Consider the following 16180-nt stretch of genomic DNA (forward strand, 5'->3'; position numbering starts at 1 on the left):
GATTAGATCGGATCCCAGTCAATCGCGTCAGGTGAGCGCTCAAGCGCCATAAAGTGATGACGCATCGCGGGTGCGGCGATTTCGGCGATGGCCTCCGGCGTCCAACCGGTACTCATGTGCACAGAGCGGATAGGGCGCGGTTGGCTAAACAGCATGATTTCGTTGGCACGTACGCCAAAAATCTGGCCGGTCACTTCTTTAGCCTGATCACTGCCAAGGTAAACAGCCATGGGGGCGATTTTGCTGGCTTCCATTTTCTGTAGCTTGGTGACGCGCGCTTTTTCCTCGTCGGTATTGGCAGGGATCGAGCTGGTCATCCGACTCCAGGCAAAAGGGGCGATGCAGTTGGAGCGAACGTTGTAGCGCTGCATGTCCAATGCGATAGACTTGGATAATGCGGCAATGCCAAGCTTGGCAGCCGAATAATTTGCTTGACCCAAGTTACCAATCAAGCCCGAGGTCGAGGTCATGTGCACGAAAGCACCTGACTCTTGTTCGCGATAGTAGTTCGCGGCCGCGCGGCTGACAAAGAAAGTGCCGTTAAGGTGAACGTCAATCACTTGGGTCCACTCTTCTTCACTCATTTTGTGAAACACACGGTCGCGCAAGTTGCCGGCGTTGTTGACAACGACATCTATCCGTCCAAAAGTCTGGACAGCAGTTTCGATGATGTTGTGGGCGCTGACGCGCGTGGCTACGCTGTCAGTATTTGGCACAGCTTGACCACCTGCTTTAATAATTTCATCGGCAACTTGTTGTGCCGGTCCGGCTCCTGAGCCTTCTCCGGCGAGGCTTGCACCGATGTCATTGACGACGACTTTAGCGCCTGCAGCAGCCATCGCCAAAGCAATGCCACGCCCGATGCCACCACCAGCGCCGGTCACGACAACAACTTTACCTTCTAACATTCCACTCATCAAAAGCTCCATCTATTTAATTAAAGTACAGAATCGTAACCATCAATATCAGTGATTAATTCGGGTAGATATTGCCCTTTGTAATCACGCTTTCCCACATTTTGTATTCTCTGTCGATCGTAGCGCTCAATGCTTTGGCATCACCCTGATCAATTAAGTAACCGCCAGCTTCAATCGATTTGATGAATTCAGGATTACGCTTAACCTCCTCAACAGCGGCAGTCAGCTTGGCGACGATCGGTTGGGGCATGTTTTTAGGACCAATCACAGCAAACCAACCCACCACTTCGAAATCAGGGATGCCTGCTTCAATCATTGTGGGGATATTGGGCAAGCTTGGATTACGTTGCTTCGACGTCACGGCCAAGCCACGGGCTTTACCGCTGTCAATAAAGGCTTTTCCAGTGCTAGTAATGTCAAACATAAAGGTCACCTTGCCTCCCATCACATCGACCATTGCAGGTGCATTTCCTTTGTAAGGGACATGAAGCATTTCAGTCTTGGTTGATTGCTTGAGCAACTCAGCAGATAAATGATTGGATCCGCCAAAACCCGCTGAACCAAAACTGACTTTTTCAGGATTTTTACGTGCAAAGTCAACAAGCTCACCGACATTTTTTGCCGGAATTTGTGGGCCGATCAATAGAACGTTTGTATAGCTCACAACGGGACTGATTAATGTGAAATCAGTACGCGGATTAAAGAGTTTGCTGCGTTGAACGATGGGAGAAATCGTGAGACTTGGGCTTGCGACAAAGTTGAGCGTGTAGCCGTCTGGTGTCGCTTTTGCCGTTACGTCTGCACCGATTACGCCACTTGCTCCCGCTCGATTTTCCACAACAACCGTTTGCTTGAGTTCATCACCAAGGTAGCGCGCGAAGACACGTCCAGTGGTATCGACAGGTCCGCCCGGGGGGTAGCCGACGATCAGTTTGATCGGGCGATCCGACCAGTTGGCTTGTGCTTGTGCTGAGGCGGCGACTCCGAAGGTAAAAGCCAAGCCACAAACGACTTGCAATGCTTGCGAGATTTTTGTTTTGAATAATGAAGATTTCATTGAGCATTCTCCTTAAAGTTAATTAATTTTTGCGCCAGATTCTTTTACAGCCTTGTTCCATTTGGCGAGCTCAACTTCGATGTGCTTGCCAAAGTCGGCGGGTGTCGAACCCACCATTTCATAGCCATTTGCATTGAGTTGAGCTTTTATTTTTGGATCGGCGCCTACGTCGGCAAAGGCTTTGCTCAGAGTATTTAACGTGGCGGCTGGCGTACCCGCTGGGGCCAAAATGCCGTACCAGACGTTCACCTCAAAACCCGGTAACGTTTCAGCAACGGTAGGGACGTCTGGCAAGATCGAAGCGCGTTTCGCTCCTGTTACAGCGATGGCCTTGAGTTTGCCGGTTTTAACCTGCTGATACGAAGTTGAAATGCTGTCAAACATCAAATTGACTTCGTTACCGAGCATGGCGATGACTGCTGGACCACTGCCTTTGTAGGGGATGTGGGTCATTTGGGTGCCCGTCTGTGACTTAAAGAGTTCGACGGCAAGGTGACTCGTGTTGCCGTTGCCGGCAGAGGCATAGGACAGTTTGTCTGGATTCTTCTTGGCGTAAGCGATGAGCTCAGTAATTGTATTGGGAGGTGTTGCAAGCGGCGCGGCAACCAGCAAGGGAAGCGTTGCCACCAGTGAAACCGGGGCGAAGTCTTTGCGCGTGTCGTAGGGTAAAGAAGGGTACAGCGCATCGTTGATCGCATGCGCGGTCAGCACCATCAGGATCGTGTTGCCGTCTGGTTTGGCCCGCGCCAGGAACTGTGTGGCGATCGTGCCGCCTGCGCCTGCTTTATAGTCTAAAACGATCGTACGTCCCAGTTTCTTTTGCAGCTCCGGCAACATAGGACGCGCAAGCATGTCCGCGCTACCACCTGGTGGATAAGGAATGATCAGCGTGAGCGGTTGATTAGAAGCGCTTTGTGACCATGCCAAACTGTGTGCGACGAGCGTCGCCGCACCCAAGGCCAAACGCAGACCGATTGAAAATTTGTTGTGCATCGTTGTCTCCTCGAAAGTGACAGAGCCCAAATGGGTCCCTGCGCAAATGAGCGTGTTTCCGCTCTTTTAGGTTTATTTTCTTTATTGTGACCCAAAGAAGCGTCACTGCAATGGATGATTACACGTAGATTGGATGACCTTGTGCGTTGCGGCAAATGACGGCGAGTTTGGCCGACGCTTTCAACGGAGCTGCCGTTTTTTGTTGCAATGCCTCGAATGACAGCCCTTCGATGATTGCACGTACCTCAAAACCCGCTGGAGTGACATCGATGATCGCCAAGTCTGTGTAGACTCGGTCCACGACACCTGCACCGGTGAGGGGGTAGGTGCACTGCAGCATGAGCTTTGGAGTTTGGTCTTTAGTGACATGTTCCATCATCACGATGACGTTACGTGCGCCAATCGCCAAGTCCATCGCGCCGCCAATCGCGGCGATCGCATCGGGTCCGCCCGTGATCCAGTTTGCCAGATCACCATTGGCAGCCACTTGAAATCCACCCAGTACAGAGTAGTCAAGGTGACCGCCCCGCATCATGGCAAAGGAAATCGTGTGTTCGGTGATGGAGGCCCCGGCAAGAAGCGTAACGGGGGTGCGGCTTGCGTTAATGAGATCAACATCGATCTCGTCGCCGACGGCCGCACGACCCATACCCAAAATACCGTTTTCGCTATGCAGTAAAATTTCTCGGTCTTGAGGTAAATAATCTGCGACCTGCGTGGGCATGCCAATACCAAGATTGACGATCGAGCCATCTGGAAAATCGTTGGCCACAAGGTAAGAAATTTCTGCGCGCGAAAGCGGTTTAAAAGGGCTCGTTGTAGCTGCGCTCATCGCTCGCCTCCAATTGCAACGACTGCTTGAACGAAGATTCCGGGTGTCATGACGGTTTCGGGGGCTAATTCGCCTAACTGAACAACACGATTGACCTGAGCGATAGTATGTTTGGCGGCCATGGACATCACGGGTCCGAAGTTACGGGCGGCCCAGCGATAGGTCAGGTTGCCCCAGCGATCTCCTAAGTTTGCCCGAATCAGCGCGAAGTCGGCATGAAGGGGTTGTTCAAGTATGTAACCCTTGCCATTAATCACGCGTTGCTCTTTGCCCTCGGCAATGAGTGTGCCGTATCCTGTTGGTGTAAAAAAAGGACCAAGACCCGCTCCGGCGGCGCGTATTCTTTCGGCCAGCGTTCCTTGGGGCATGCATTCAAGTTCGACTTGGCCTGCTCTATAAGCATTGGCAAACACATCCGAATTGGCTGGACGAGGATGCGAACAGACGACTTTGCGCACGCGTCCCGCTTTGATCAAGCCGGCAATCCCGGTTTCGTGTGTGCCAGCGCTGTTACTAATGATGGTGAGTTCGCGCAGGCCTTTATCGAGCACTGCACGCATGAGTTCGAAAGGAATGCCTGCATCACCAAAGCCGCTGATCATCATGGCCGCACCATCTTGGATCGGCTCTACCGCTTCTTGCAGGGATGCTTTTACCTTGTCGAGCATGCTGATTCCAGAAAAGACATTCGGTCAAAAAAAGACGCAGATGCGCCTTGCATTAGGGTTTTCATCAATATAGTGACTGTCTATGTCATATTTTTCTTGATTGTAGGGGGATTTTTAAATGACGAAAGTCGGTGGGGATTTTCACTTGCGAAATGCGGTCTTCCAAAATGAAAGACGGTTTTCCAACTGGGAGGGCGTTAAGATTGCATGTACAGGAGAATACGCATGGACTTGACTTGGACCCCCGAAGAGCGCGCCTTTCGCGAAGAAGTGCGTGCATTCGCATTGGCAAAACTACCCGCTGATTTGCGGACCAAAACCTTTGCACATCATCGTCTCAAGCGCGACGACTATTTACGTTGGCATCGTATCCTTGCCGAAAAGGGGTGGGGAGCGCCGAGCTGGCCCAAGGAATACGGCGGCACGGGTTGGAATGCCGTGCAGCGCATGATTTTTGAAATCGAATGTTTTAAAGCGGGCGCGCCTCGTTTGTTACCTTTTGGTTTAGGCATGATTGGTCCGGTATTGATTAAATACGGCAGTCAAGCTCAAAAGGACCGTTATCTGTCCCGTATCATCAATGTCGATGACTGGTGGTGTCAGGGATACTCTGAGCCCGGCTCTGGCTCAGATTTGGCTTCGCTCAAAACACGTGCTGAACGTGTCGGCGATCGCTACATCATCAACGGTCAAAAAACCTGGACGACGCTGGCGCATTACGCCGACTGGATGTTTTGTTTGGCCCGCACGGATCCCTCTGCCAAAGCGCAACGGGGTATTTCGATGATCCTGATTGATATGCGTCAACCTGGTGTGCAGGTCAGACCGATCAAGACGCTCGACGGTGGTGCCGAGGTCAACGAAGTTTGGCTTGAGAATGTCGAAGCACCGTTGGAAAACCTCATCGGCGAAGAAAACAATGGTTGGACCTATGCAAAATATTTGTTAGGCCATGAGCGTAGCGGTATCGCCGGCATTGGACATTGCCATCGCGAACTGGCGATCTTGAAATCACTCGCAGAGCGTTCAGTGGAGAGCGGCGAGTCCCTCAGCCTAAACTCCAGAGTGCGAGACAGCATCAATCGTGTCGAGGCGCAAGTCTTGGCGCTTGAGATGATGGTGCTGCGTGTGGCGGCTGATGAATCAAGCGATCCCGGCCCCAAAGCCTCCATCCTCAAAATTCGCGGTTCTGAGTTGCAGATGGAGTTGGCCAAGTTGCAAATGCAAGTCGCCGGCGCGGATGCCTGGCCTTATGACCCACAATGGATGCAGGCCGAGTCAGAGTTTCATGGCCCTGGGCCTGAATACTCCGCAGCCGCAGCCGCTGCGTATTTTGATATGCGCAAGACGGCTATTTACGGCGGAACCAACGAGGTTCAAAAAGGCATTATCGCCAAGCAAATTATTGGGGTCTAGGAAACATCATGGATTTTTCATATTCAGAAGAGCAACGGATGTTGACAGACAGTCTGCATCGTTTGGTCGCAGACAATTGGACGCGGCCCCTGCGCCGGGCGCGTCAGGAAGCAGGGAAATTTGATGTGGCTGCCTGGAATAGCCTTGTCGAGCTTGGTATAGGTGGTTTGATGGTCGCAGAGGAGTTTGGTGGTTTTGGCGAGACACCAGCGACCATGCTAGCTGTTCATCAAGAACTCGGTCGCGGTCTGGTCAGCGAGCCTGTGATCTCCAGTGCCGTCATGGGCGTCACCCTGCTAGGTGAAAGCGATAATCTCGTTCTTAAGCAGCAATGGTTGTCCGCGCACGCTGAGGGCGAAGCGATTCTTGCAGTGGCCTGGCAAGAAGAGGGCGAACGCGATTCGCAACAACCATTATCGACGCGTGCTATGCCGACACAAGCGGGTTTTCAGCTTGATGGCAAAAAGATCTTGGTCTGGCATGGTGCAGGCTCCGATGCCCTGCTCGTGTCGGTCGTGCTCGATGGGGAAATGGCAGTGCTTTTAGTGCCAACAACAAGCGCGGGCATCCAGATCTCGGACTTTCCCACTTTTGATGGCGCGCGTGCGGCAACGGTGACGTTTGAGCGTGTGTCGGTTCCGGCTAATAACCTGATCGCCAAAGGTGCAGCTGCCCAAGCCGCGCTGCGTAAAGCGCTGGATTTCGGCATCGTGGCGCTGTGCGCGCAGGCCTGTGGCGCCATGGCGTATCTCACTGACAGCACGATTCAATATCTCAAAACACGCAAACAGTTCGGACAACCCTTAGCCAATTTTCAAGTATTGCAGCATCGCTTGGGTGAAATGTTGATCCAATCTGAAATGGGTTTGTCGATGACCTACGTGGCCACGATCGCGTTGAGCGAGAATGATGCAAACAAACGCAGTCGCGTAGTCTCGATGGCCAAAGTCGAGGTGGCCGCCGCCGCCCGTTTCGTAGGCGAGGCCTCGGTACAATCGCATGGCGGTATGGGTGTCACAGACGAACTCGAGGTCGGCGATTATTTCAAGCGCTTAACCTACCTCGAGATGTTATTGGGTGATACGAATTACCACCTGCAGCGCATGCAAGATCTTCAAGCATAAAAAGGAACGCATTAGATGTCGACGACAGACTTAAATTCTTGGCTAGGCAAGTCCCAGACCGTGGTGGATCGAATGGATCCTGGTCATGCCGCCTGTATTGCCGCTACGCTCGGTGAGTCCGCGCCTCAAGTCGGGCACATCGTTCCCCACCTCTGGCATTGGGCCTTTTTTCTGGAGACCGTGCCAATCGCGCAAACGGGTCTTGACGGTCATCCTGCTCGCGGAAGTTTTCTCCCTCCTGCAGACAATCGCAATCGGATGTGGGCGGGTGGGCGTGTGACCTTTAATGAGGGACTACGCGTCGGGATTGAGGCTCAAAAAACTTCAACGGTATTGGCGATCAAAGAAAAACAGGGCCGCACAGGTTCTTTGTTGTTTGTGACGGTTAAACACGACATCACTCAGGAAGGTAAGCTCGCCATCAGCGAGGAGCAGGACATTGTGTATCGTGAGCCAAGCCCTCCAAAGCTCCAAGGCACTGAGCCTGCGCCCGCGGCGCAATGGAGCGACTCGGTCGATCCCAGTCCTGTGTTGTTGTTCAGATACTCGGCCGTCACGTTCAATAGCCACCGCATTCATTATGACCATCCCTATGTCACACAGACCGAGGGTTACCCTGGGCTGGTGATTCACGGTCCCTTGATCGCGACGCTGATGTGTCGCGCTTTCGTCAAGGCGAACCCCGCCGCTCAAGTTCGACATCTTGCCTATCGTGGTTTGCGTCCACTAATTGCACCAACACCTTTTTCGGTTGCCGGTACGATCGCTGCGCCAGGCGAGGCCAAACTCTGGGCTGAACAAGACGGCACACTTGCTCATCAAGCAGAACTGAGGTTTGAAGTATGAAAAAAGCAGGACCACGCCCACTCGATGGGATCACGGTTGTCAGTCTAGAGCATGCGATTGCGGCGCCTTTTTGTACTCGACAACTTGCTGACAACGGCGCACGCGTCATCAAGGTTGAGCGTCCAGGTGTGGGCGATTTTGCCCGCAAATACGATGAACGTACCCGTGGTATGGCTTCGCATTTTGTGTGGACGAATCGTTCCAAAGAAAGTTTGACGTTAGATCTCAAGCATGAAGACGCGGGTCCGATTCTTAATGAGCTTTTGGCCGAGACTGATGTGCTCGTGCAAAATCTGGCGCCTGGTGCGGCTGCCCGTATGGGTTTGTCGTTCGAGGCTTTGCACAAGCGTTTTCCTAAGCTGATTGTGTGCGATATCTCGGGCTATGGCGAGGGCGGTCCCTACGAGACTAAAAAAGCCTACGACCTGTTGATTCAAAGTGAAAGTGGTTTTATTTCCGTGACAGGTTCGCCTGATGCACCCGCCAAAGCGGGTTGTTCAATTGCGGATATTGCCGCAGGCTCCTATGCCTATTCCAGTATTTTGAATGCCTTGTTATTGCGTCATAAAACGGGTCTGGGTAGTCATCTTGACGTCTCGATGCTTGAAAGCATGGTCGAGTGGATGAGCTTTCCTTTGTATTACGCGTTTGAGGGTCAGACGCCACCACCGCGGGCGGGTGCTGCGCACGCCACGATTTATCCCTACGGTCCCTTTCCGGTCGGCGACGGTAGCCACGTCATGCTTGGTTTGCAAAATGAGCGCGAGTGGCAAGTCTTTTCTGAAAAGGTTCTCAAGCAACCAGAGTTGGCGAAAGACCCCCGTTATGACTCAACATCCAAACGTGTCGCGAATCGGGATGGTTTGCGAGGGCTGATTGTTGATGCGTTTGCCAAGATGACGATTGACCAGGTCATCGAGGCGTTGGAAAAGGCTCAAATTGCGAATGCCCGCGTCAATGAGATGAAAGATGTCTGGGCGCATCCACAACTCAAAGCCAGACAGCGCTGGACTGAAGTCCAGACGCCCGTGGGCGCATTGCCTGCGTTGCTACCCCCTGCGACCAGCAGCGCCTTTGACGCACGCATGGATCCGATCCCGGATGTCGGTGAGCACACCCTGTCGATCTTAAAGTCTTTGGGTGTCAGCGATGAGATTATTGCCAAGCTTGAGGCGGCCAAGGCCATTTAAAGTAGAGCGATTGGACTCAAAGCGGCCAGAGTTTTTGGTCGCTGCATTGCGCGAGTAGCAACGCAATGTTGCCTTGCTTGAGAACAAACTCAGGCATGAGGTCATTGAGTGGTTTGAGTACAAACGCTCTCTCATGCATGCGAGGGTGCGGCAAGGTGAGTCGAGCTGTTTGCATCTCGACGTCCTCGTACCAGAGTAAATCCAGGTCGAGCGTGCGGGGTGCGTTGCGAAATGGACGCTCACGTCCATGTGTCCGCTCAAGTGCCTGCAAGATCTCAAGCAGAGCCAGCGGCGCGAGAGCTGTGTTGATGTGCGCGACCGTGTTCACAAAGGTCGGGCCCTGCGCATCGACCGGATCGCTGCCATAAAAAGGGGCAATTTCTAATACTTCGATGCTTGGCGTGCTGTTGAGCGCTTCGAGCGCACGTTCTATCGTTTCACGCGCTTGACCTAGATTCGCTCCTAAACCAATCAAGGCATGCATAGACATATTTTTCAACACCTAGCCGATATCAGCGGGTGGCGTGCTTGTTGCCCCCGAGGTTGCCCGCGGGCTACGTTTGCGACGGCTTCGTGTGCGAGGCCCTGTCGTGTTTGACTCTCGTGGAAGTCGGCTTAACTCTTCGAGCATTTCTGCGCGAGCATCGTCGTCGGCATTAGCCAAATCCATCCACCATTGCGCGAGAACGCTGTCGAATTGGCGTGCGGCCGCACGAAGCTGAAGGAAATCGACCGCAGCTCTAAAACGAGGTTGCTCAAACATACGCCAAATTGATTTAGGTAAACGTTTTTCAAAACGCGGTTGCATAAACCAAATTTCTCGCATGTCCGCACTAAAGCGTTTTTGGATGGCGAGTTTTTCTGTTTGTTCGTCAAGCACGGAGTCCGCAGCGTCCATCAGGCCTTGGATAGAGGGCTCGCCAGCGGCGATGCGTTTTTTCCAGCGTACATCCACTTGATACCAAAGCAGGGCGGCGAATAAGAAGCTTGGACTGACGGTTTTACCGCTACGCACGCGTTGATCTGTCCGTTCGAGCGCGAGCTCGATAAACTCCTCACCACCTGGTTGCTCGAGTACGACATCGAGTAGAGGGAGAATGCCTTGATGAAGACCATCTTGACGTAATTGCGTCAGACATTCCATTGCTTGGCCACAGGTCAGCAGCTTGAGCATTTCGTCAAACAGACGCGAAGCGGGGACGTTCTCAATGAGCTCGGCCATCGAAGCCAACGGTTCTTTGGTGTCAGGTTCGATTTTTCCCTTGAGCTTGACGGCGAAGCGGACGGCGCGCAGCATGCGGACAGGATCTTCGCGGTAGCGCGTGCGCGGGTCGCCAATCATCCGCACAATACGATGTTTGAGATCATCGACGCCATTGTGATAGTCGATGACTTCTTCAGTCGTGGGGTCGTAGTAAAGCGCGTTGATTGTGAAGTCACGTCGCGCGGCATCTTGCGCATGCGTCCCGAATTCATTGTCGCGTAGGATTCGACCATGACCGTCGGTGGATTGCAGTTCGGACGCTGGCGCTCTAAAGGTGGAGGTTTCAATGATCTCCTGACCAAACACCACATGAACAAGTTGGAAGCGTCGTCCGATGATGCGCGCGCGTCTAAAAAGCGGACGGATCTGTTCGGGTGTCGCATTGGTCGCGACGTCAAAGTCCTTGGGTTCGAGTCCAACGATCAGGTCACGTACGGCACCACCCACGATGTAGGCCTGATAGCCCTCGTGTTGAAGGACCTCGCACACCTTGATTGCATGGCGAGAAACGATGCGACGATCTATACCGTGTTTTTCTTTATTGATCCGTCTTAAACCTTGTGATCTCTGGCCAAACAACTGACCAACAAAGCGTTTAATGGTGTCTGTAAGCATTAGGATTTATCGTTGGCTAGCTTGTTAAAAAGATTGAGCACAGGCCAGTCGCGCTGTTGAGCCACGGCGAGCAAGCTCGCGCTCGGATTGGTCACGACCGGATGCGTGACGACTTCGAGCAAAGGAAGGTCATTGATGGAGTCGCTATAAAAGTAAGACTCTTCAAAGTCATCAAGACGTTGATGTTGTCCCGCTAGCCATTGATTAACCCGAACAACCTTGCCATGTTTGAAACTTGGTATACCCAAAATTTTTCCCGTATAGCGTCCAGCGATGAACTCGGGTTCCGTGGCGATGAGTGTCGGTACACCAAAAGCGCGTGCGATTGGCGCAGTCACGAAACTATTGGTAGCGGTTACAACGGCGCAGAGGTCTCCGGCCACCAAGTGTTGTTGCACCAATTCGATCGCGCGCTGCGTCATTGCGGGCCGAATGACCTGTTGCATAAACTCTTCGTGCCAGGCCGCGAGCAAGTGTGGCGGGTGGGCAGCAAGCAAACCCAACATAAATTCGGCTGCTTGCTCTGCGGTCAACTCACTCGCGTTGTAGCGGTCCATCAACTCTTCGTTGCGTCGCAAGGCTTCGGCGGGGTCGCCGGCGCGTCCGGACTTGGCCATAAAAACAGCCCATTGATAATCACTATCAAGAGGCAGGAGTGTGTGGTCGAGATCGAAAAGTGCAAGTCTTTTGGAGGTCATGATTGTAAAAATTCTCGGTCTGTCAGCATTTGGCGCACAAGCGGCAGCGTGACGCTGCGGTGTTTGGAAAGAGAGTACCGGTCCAAGGCGTCCACCAAAGCGAAAAGTTGCCGGATATCACGGGTGTAGTGCGTCAACATCCAGTCCAGTATGTCATCGGAAAGCGGCAAGCCAAGCCTAAGCGCATAAGCAGTGAGCGCTTCGAACTTTTCCTCATCCGAAAGCGGCTCAAGTCGAAACACCAGATCCCAGCCTAGGCGAGTGCGCAGATCTTCGCGCAAAGACATCATTATGGGCGCTCGATCCCCTGTCACCACAAGCCTAAAAGCTTGGTCTGTCGCAGCGAACTCGCGCCAGCGATTGTACAGGGCAAAGACCGCAGACTGTTGTTCAGCGTTCATTTCCTGGATATCGTCGACTGCGATGATTTCTGTGCGGTTCAGATCGGCGGGCAGGGTAGCCAACGCCATGATGTCCACCGAGGGGGTCGCGGTTTGGATGAGCTGGGCTTTTTTATCTTTGATCATTGCCTGGAGCAAATGACTGCGTCCACAGCCTGGAGGACCCCATAAATACAGCGCTCGACCCCGTGACAAGCCCTTGACCGCATCGAGGGCTGCGGCGTTCGCGCCCACGACCGTATTGTCCAAACTAGGACTTTGGGTGGGTGTAATCTCTAGAAGTAACTGCCGACTCATCGACTCATCGTAAAATTAGTAAATATACGGACGTAAGTCCACAATTGTCACACAACCACGGCTTTTTCCCATGACTCAACCTCAAGCACCTCTGACTTACCGCGACGCTGGCGTCGATATTGACGCGGGCGACGCCCTTGTAGACCGTATTAAGCCTCTGGCGGCGCGCACGATGCGCGAGGGCGTTTTGGCTGGTATCGGTGGTTTTGGCGCACTGTTCGAGGTACCAAAGCGTTACAAAGAGCCTGTCCTCGTATCGGGCACGGATGGCGTCGGGACCAAGCTCAAGCTTGCGTTTGACTGGCAGCGCCACGACACTGTGGGGATCGATTTGGTTGCCATGAGCGTCAACGACATTCTGGTCCAGGGCGCCGAGCCGCTCTTTTTCCTGGATTATTTCGCCTGCGGTAAATTGTCCGTGGATGTCGCGGCCCAAGTTGTGGGTGGCATCGCCAAGGGCTGCGAGCTGTCGGGTTGCGCCCTGATCGGTGGTGAGACGGCTGAAATGCCTGGCATGTACCCGGATGGGGAATACGATTTGGCCGGCTTTGCCGTCGGTGCCGCGGAAAAGTCTGCTTTGATCGATGGGAAGTCGATCCAGCCAGGCGACGTCGTCCTTGGGTTGGCCTCAAGTGGTGCGCATTCCAACGGCTACTCTCTCTTGCGCAAAATCCTGCAGCGTGCCAATGCGCGTCCAGAACAAGACTTTCATGGCCAGCCGTTGGGCGATGTCGTGATGGCGCCCACGCATTTGTACGTAAAGCCTGTCTTGGCTGTGCTCAAGGATTTTGGCAAACAAATCAAAGGTTTGGCGCACATCACTGGTGGCGGTTTGCTCGATAACGTCCCACGCATTCTTCAGCCTGGTTTGCAAGCGCGCTTGCACCGCGATGCTTGGCAAATGCCCAAGTTATTTAGTTGGTTACAGCAACAAGGGGGCGTTGCTGATACTGAAATGTATCGCGTGTTCAATTGTGGCGTGGGTATGGTTGCCGTTGTGCCTGCCGCTCAAGCAGAGGCGATCAGCCAGGCCCTCAGAGCACAGGGTGAAACGGTCTATCAAATCGGAGAAATTGCTGAGTGTGCTGCGACAGATGCGCAAACGGTCGTGCTTTAAGTCAATGCACTATCGTTCGGTCATCGATCAGTTGACTCACGATTCTTAAGGCTTGCTCGCATGCGCCAGGAGCATCCGCCTCAACGGTCATGCGCTCTGGCAAGCTACGCAACCAAGTCAGCTGTCTTTTCGCGAGTTGTCGGGTTGCCGCGATAGCTTGCTCTCTCGCTTGTTCCTTCGTGACAGCCCCGTCCATCATGGACCATAGTTGTCGATAGCCTACGCAGCGGATCGAAGGTAAGTCCGTATGGAGATCGCCTCGCGCGCGCAAAGCCTCGACTTCTTTAATCAATCCCTCTTCGAGCATCTGATCGAAACGTAACGCGATACGTTGATGCAAGTGGCTACGCTGCGCCGGCTCCAGGCTCAGCGTGACAGTCCTCAGTGGCTGATCTGTCTGTGCAGAGACGTTTAGTAATTCGGACATGGGCTTGCCGCTCAGATGCCAAATTTCAAGTGCCCTCTGAATACGTTGACTATCATTTGGAGAGAGCCTCGCTGCCGTGAGGGGATCGATGTTACCAAGTTGCGCATGCATTGCGGGCCAACCAATCGCTAAGGCGCGTGACTCCAACTCTTTTCTAAGCTTAGGGTCTGCTGTGGGCAAATCATTGAGCCCTTCACGCAGTGCTTTGAAATAAAGCATCGTGCCACCCACCAGCACTGGCAAGCGTCCGCGCGCACGGATTTGTGTCACGCACGCAAGCGCATCGCGTCGAAAAGCAGCAGCCGAATAAGCGTCGAGTGGATCCAAAATATCCAATAAATGGTGAGAAACCAGTGCGCGCTCTTCGCGTGAGGGCTTGGCCGTGCCAATATCCATGCCGCGATAGATGGTGGCCGAGTCGACATTAATCAGCTCGCATGGCCATGTTTCTGCGATCGCACGTGCGATCGCGCTCTTGCCACTGGCCGTCGGTCCTGCAATGCAAAGTAAGGCGGGCGCTGTCATTGACCGCGCAAAAATAATTTGTCCAAGTCCGATACGTTCCAATGAATCCAGGTCGGACGTCCATGATTGCATTGATCGGCGCGTTCGGTCAGCTCCATTTGGCGAAGCAACGCGTTCATTTCTTCGAGCGTTAATTGGCGATTGGCGCGCACAGCGCCATGACACGCCATGGTCGCGAGCAAGGTGTTGCGTTGTTCGGTTAATAGCTGACTCGCACCAATCTGTTCAAGATCGCGTAAGACGCCTCGCGCAAGCGCTTCAAGATCACCGCGCGCAAGCATCGCGGGGACGGCCCGCAGCGCCATGGTTTGTGGTCCCATGGCAGCCATTTCAAAGCCTAATTTTTCTATTTCTATTTGGTACTCTTGGGCGAGTGCGAGCTCTTTTTCAGTGACATGAAATACGACCGGGACCAACAGACTTTGTTGAGGAAGTGTTTGTTCATCAAGGGCTTTTTTCAACTGTTCATAGACCACTCTTTCGTGTGCGGCGTGCATATCGATCAGGGCAAGTCCTGAGCTGGTCTGGGCCAAAATATAAATACCATGCACCTGGGCGAGCGCGCGACCCAATGGCCAGTCCGGTGCGGGCTCGTCGAGAGGTGCGTAGAGAGTCTGCCATGCTTGGGGCGAGGTGGAGATGGCCTGACCTGTTTCGCGCAGTTGAAAAGCGCGCTGAGATGTGGCCTGCCAAGGCGTCCCGGTCGAGCCTGAGGGCGCGAACGCGGTGGGCACAAAGGCAGAATCGCCCGTCCGCCTGGCATCGTAAGAGACTTCGATCTCAGCCGCGGATACGCTCTGCGCGCCAGCGACACCCGCCAGCGCTTGCGTCACTGTTTGCTGAACAAAGCGATGCACGGCACCGGAGTCGCGAAAACGCACTTCGTGTTTAGCTGGATGGACATTGACATCGACGGCAGCAGGATCCACGTGAAGAAAAAGTACAAAAGCAGGCTGTCGATCTCCGTGTAGCACATCGGTATACGCACTTCGTATCGCATGCGAAACCGTTCGATCGCGTACATGACGACCGTTGACAAATAAAAACTGACGATCTGCGCGGGCGCGGGCCGCGGTAGGGCGGGTGACAATGCCCATCAGTGAGATCAAGCCGCCTTGGGCATTGACTTCGATGCCGTGTTCGTTAAATTCTGAACCCAACACATCGCTGATGCGTTTGAGGGCAGAGGTGGGAAGCCATTGGCGTACGGCACGGTCGTTGTGGAAGACGCGGAAGCTGACTTCAGGAAATGCGAGAGCAATGCGTTCAATTGCATCGATGCAGTGGCCAAACTCAGTGGCCTCCGCGCGTAGAAATTTACGTCTTGCTGGGACGCGATCGAATAAATATTTAACCTCAACCGTCGTACCCAGCGCACCAGAAGCAGCCGTAGCTTCGAGCGTGCCGGGCTCGAGGCACCACGCATGCTCAGCGTCTTTGGTGCGAGAAATCAGTGTGAGTTGGGAGACTGCGGCGATCGAAGCGAGCGCTTCGCCGCGAAAGCCCATCGAATGGACGGACTCGAGCTCTTCGAGTGAACTGATTTTGCTCGTGGCGTGACGCGTGAGCGCGAGAGCGAGTTCGTGTTTTTCGATTCCGCCCCCATCATCTATCACAGCAATCCGTCTGATGCCACCCGCCTCGAGTCGGATCTCAACGGTTTGAGCACCCGCATCAACGGCATTTTCCACTAATTCTTTGAGAACGGATGCAGGTCGTTCGATGACTTCGCCCGCAGCGATTTGACTCACGAGCAAATCGGGTAGGGCACGGATGGGGCGACGCGGCGACAT

At 53.7% G+C, this 16180-nt stretch carries 16 protein-coding genes; 5 read left to right on the forward strand and 11 right to left on the reverse strand.

What is annotated here, in order from left to right; genetic code table 11:
• Positions 1–2: 2 nt before the first annotated feature.
• The 5 genes from AC8GE9_RS07265 to AC8GE9_RS07285 form a co-directional block, all read right to left on the reverse strand.
• Complete coding sequence (locus tag AC8GE9_RS07265) at positions 3–917, reverse strand: SDR family NAD(P)-dependent oxidoreductase (protein WP_506676499.1); 915 nt, start codon at positions 915–917, stop codon at positions 3–5.
• 55 nt (positions 918–972) lie between these two features.
• Positions 973–1974: a Bug family tripartite tricarboxylate transporter substrate binding protein gene (locus AC8GE9_RS07270; protein ID WP_506676500.1), complete on the reverse strand. Its 1002-nt coding sequence runs from the start codon at positions 1972–1974 to the stop codon at positions 973–975.
• An 18-nt stretch (positions 1975–1992) separates the two neighbouring features.
• Positions 1993–2967, reverse strand: a complete 975-nt coding sequence (locus AC8GE9_RS07275; protein WP_506676501.1) for a tripartite tricarboxylate transporter substrate binding protein — start codon at positions 2965–2967, stop codon at positions 1993–1995.
• A 118-nt stretch (positions 2968–3085) separates the two neighbouring features.
• Positions 3086–3799 (reverse strand): 3-oxoacid CoA-transferase subunit B, encoded by a 714-nt coding sequence (locus tag AC8GE9_RS07280; RefSeq protein WP_506676502.1) that lies wholly within the window; start codon positions 3797–3799, stop codon positions 3086–3088.
• Positions 3796–4467, reverse strand: coding sequence for a 3-oxoacid CoA-transferase subunit A (locus tag AC8GE9_RS07285; protein ID WP_506676503.1), 672 nt, complete (start codon positions 4465–4467; stop codon positions 3796–3798). The genes AC8GE9_RS07280 and AC8GE9_RS07285 overlap by 4 nt, the downstream gene beginning before the upstream one ends.
• Before the next feature lie 225 nt (positions 4468–4692).
• Between AC8GE9_RS07285 and AC8GE9_RS07290 the strand changes: the two genes are divergently transcribed.
• Genes AC8GE9_RS07290 through AC8GE9_RS07305 form a run of 4 tightly spaced genes read left to right on the forward strand, consistent with a single transcriptional unit; the run spans position 4693 to position 9043 of the window.
• Complete coding sequence (locus AC8GE9_RS07290; RefSeq protein ID WP_506676504.1) at positions 4693–5883, forward strand: acyl-CoA dehydrogenase family protein; 1191 nt, start codon at positions 4693–4695, stop codon at positions 5881–5883.
• Between the two features lie 8 nt (positions 5884–5891).
• Positions 5892–7007 carry an acyl-CoA dehydrogenase family protein gene (locus tag AC8GE9_RS07295; protein ID WP_506676505.1) on the forward strand — a complete coding sequence of 372 codons (1116 nt, stop codon included), beginning with the start codon at positions 5892–5894 and terminating at the stop codon, positions 7005–7007.
• Positions 7008–7022: 15 nt separating this feature from the next.
• The gene (locus AC8GE9_RS07300; protein WP_506676506.1) at positions 7023–7853 is read left to right on the forward strand and encodes an HTD2 family dehydratase; all 831 of its coding nucleotides are present in this window, start codon (positions 7023–7025) and stop codon (positions 7851–7853) included.
• Positions 7850–9043, forward strand: coding sequence for a CaiB/BaiF CoA transferase family protein (locus tag AC8GE9_RS07305; protein ID WP_506676507.1), 1194 nt, complete (start codon positions 7850–7852; stop codon positions 9041–9043). The genes AC8GE9_RS07300 and AC8GE9_RS07305 overlap by 4 nt, the downstream gene beginning before the upstream one ends.
• Positions 9044–9059: 16 nt before the next feature.
• On the opposite strand, the gene folK is transcribed toward AC8GE9_RS07305, so the two are convergent.
• The 4 genes from folK to hda are packed head-to-tail and all read right to left on the reverse strand — an operon-like array spanning position 9060 to position 12318.
• A complete protein-coding gene (gene folK / locus AC8GE9_RS07310; RefSeq protein WP_506676508.1) occupies positions 9060–9533 on the reverse strand; it encodes a 2-amino-4-hydroxy-6-hydroxymethyldihydropteridine diphosphokinase in 474 nt (157 codons plus the stop codon).
• A gap of 12 nt (positions 9534–9545) precedes the next feature.
• A complete protein-coding gene (gene pcnB / locus AC8GE9_RS07315; RefSeq protein WP_506676509.1) occupies positions 9546–10922 on the reverse strand; it encodes a polynucleotide adenylyltransferase PcnB in 1377 nt (458 codons plus the stop codon).
• A complete protein-coding gene (locus AC8GE9_RS07320) occupies positions 10922–11620 on the reverse strand; it encodes an HAD family hydrolase (RefSeq protein WP_506676510.1) in 699 nt (232 codons plus the stop codon). Before AC8GE9_RS07320 ends, pcnB begins: the two co-directional genes overlap by 1 nt.
• A complete protein-coding gene (gene hda, locus AC8GE9_RS07325) occupies positions 11617–12318 on the reverse strand; it encodes a DnaA regulatory inactivator Hda (protein WP_506676511.1) in 702 nt (233 codons plus the stop codon). Before hda ends, AC8GE9_RS07320 begins: the two co-directional genes overlap by 4 nt.
• 70 nt (positions 12319–12388) lie before the next feature.
• Here hda and purM point away from each other — a divergent pair, with 70 nt between their 5' ends.
• On the forward strand, positions 12389–13435 hold the full coding sequence (gene purM / locus AC8GE9_RS07330) for a phosphoribosylformylglycinamidine cyclo-ligase (RefSeq protein ID WP_506676512.1): 1047 nt from the start codon (positions 12389–12391) through the stop codon (positions 13433–13435).
• A 1-nt stretch (position 13436) separates the two neighbouring features.
• Here purM and miaA read toward each other — a convergent pair whose 3' ends face one another.
• Together miaA and mutL are read right to left on the reverse strand one after the other, a co-directional pair.
• A complete protein-coding gene (gene miaA, locus AC8GE9_RS07335; RefSeq protein WP_506676513.1) occupies positions 13437–14387 on the reverse strand; it encodes a tRNA (adenosine(37)-N6)-dimethylallyltransferase MiaA in 951 nt (316 codons plus the stop codon).
• Positions 14384–16180 carry a DNA mismatch repair endonuclease MutL gene (mutL, locus tag AC8GE9_RS07340; protein WP_506677128.1) on the reverse strand — a complete coding sequence of 599 codons (1797 nt, stop codon included), beginning with the start codon at positions 16178–16180 and terminating at the stop codon, positions 14384–14386. The genes miaA and mutL overlap by 4 nt, the downstream gene beginning before the upstream one ends.

The organism is Zwartia lucis (assembly GCF_965234455.1).
In the GTDB taxonomy this organism is placed as follows: Bacteria; Pseudomonadota; Gammaproteobacteria; order Burkholderiales; family Burkholderiaceae_B; genus Zwartia; species Zwartia lucis.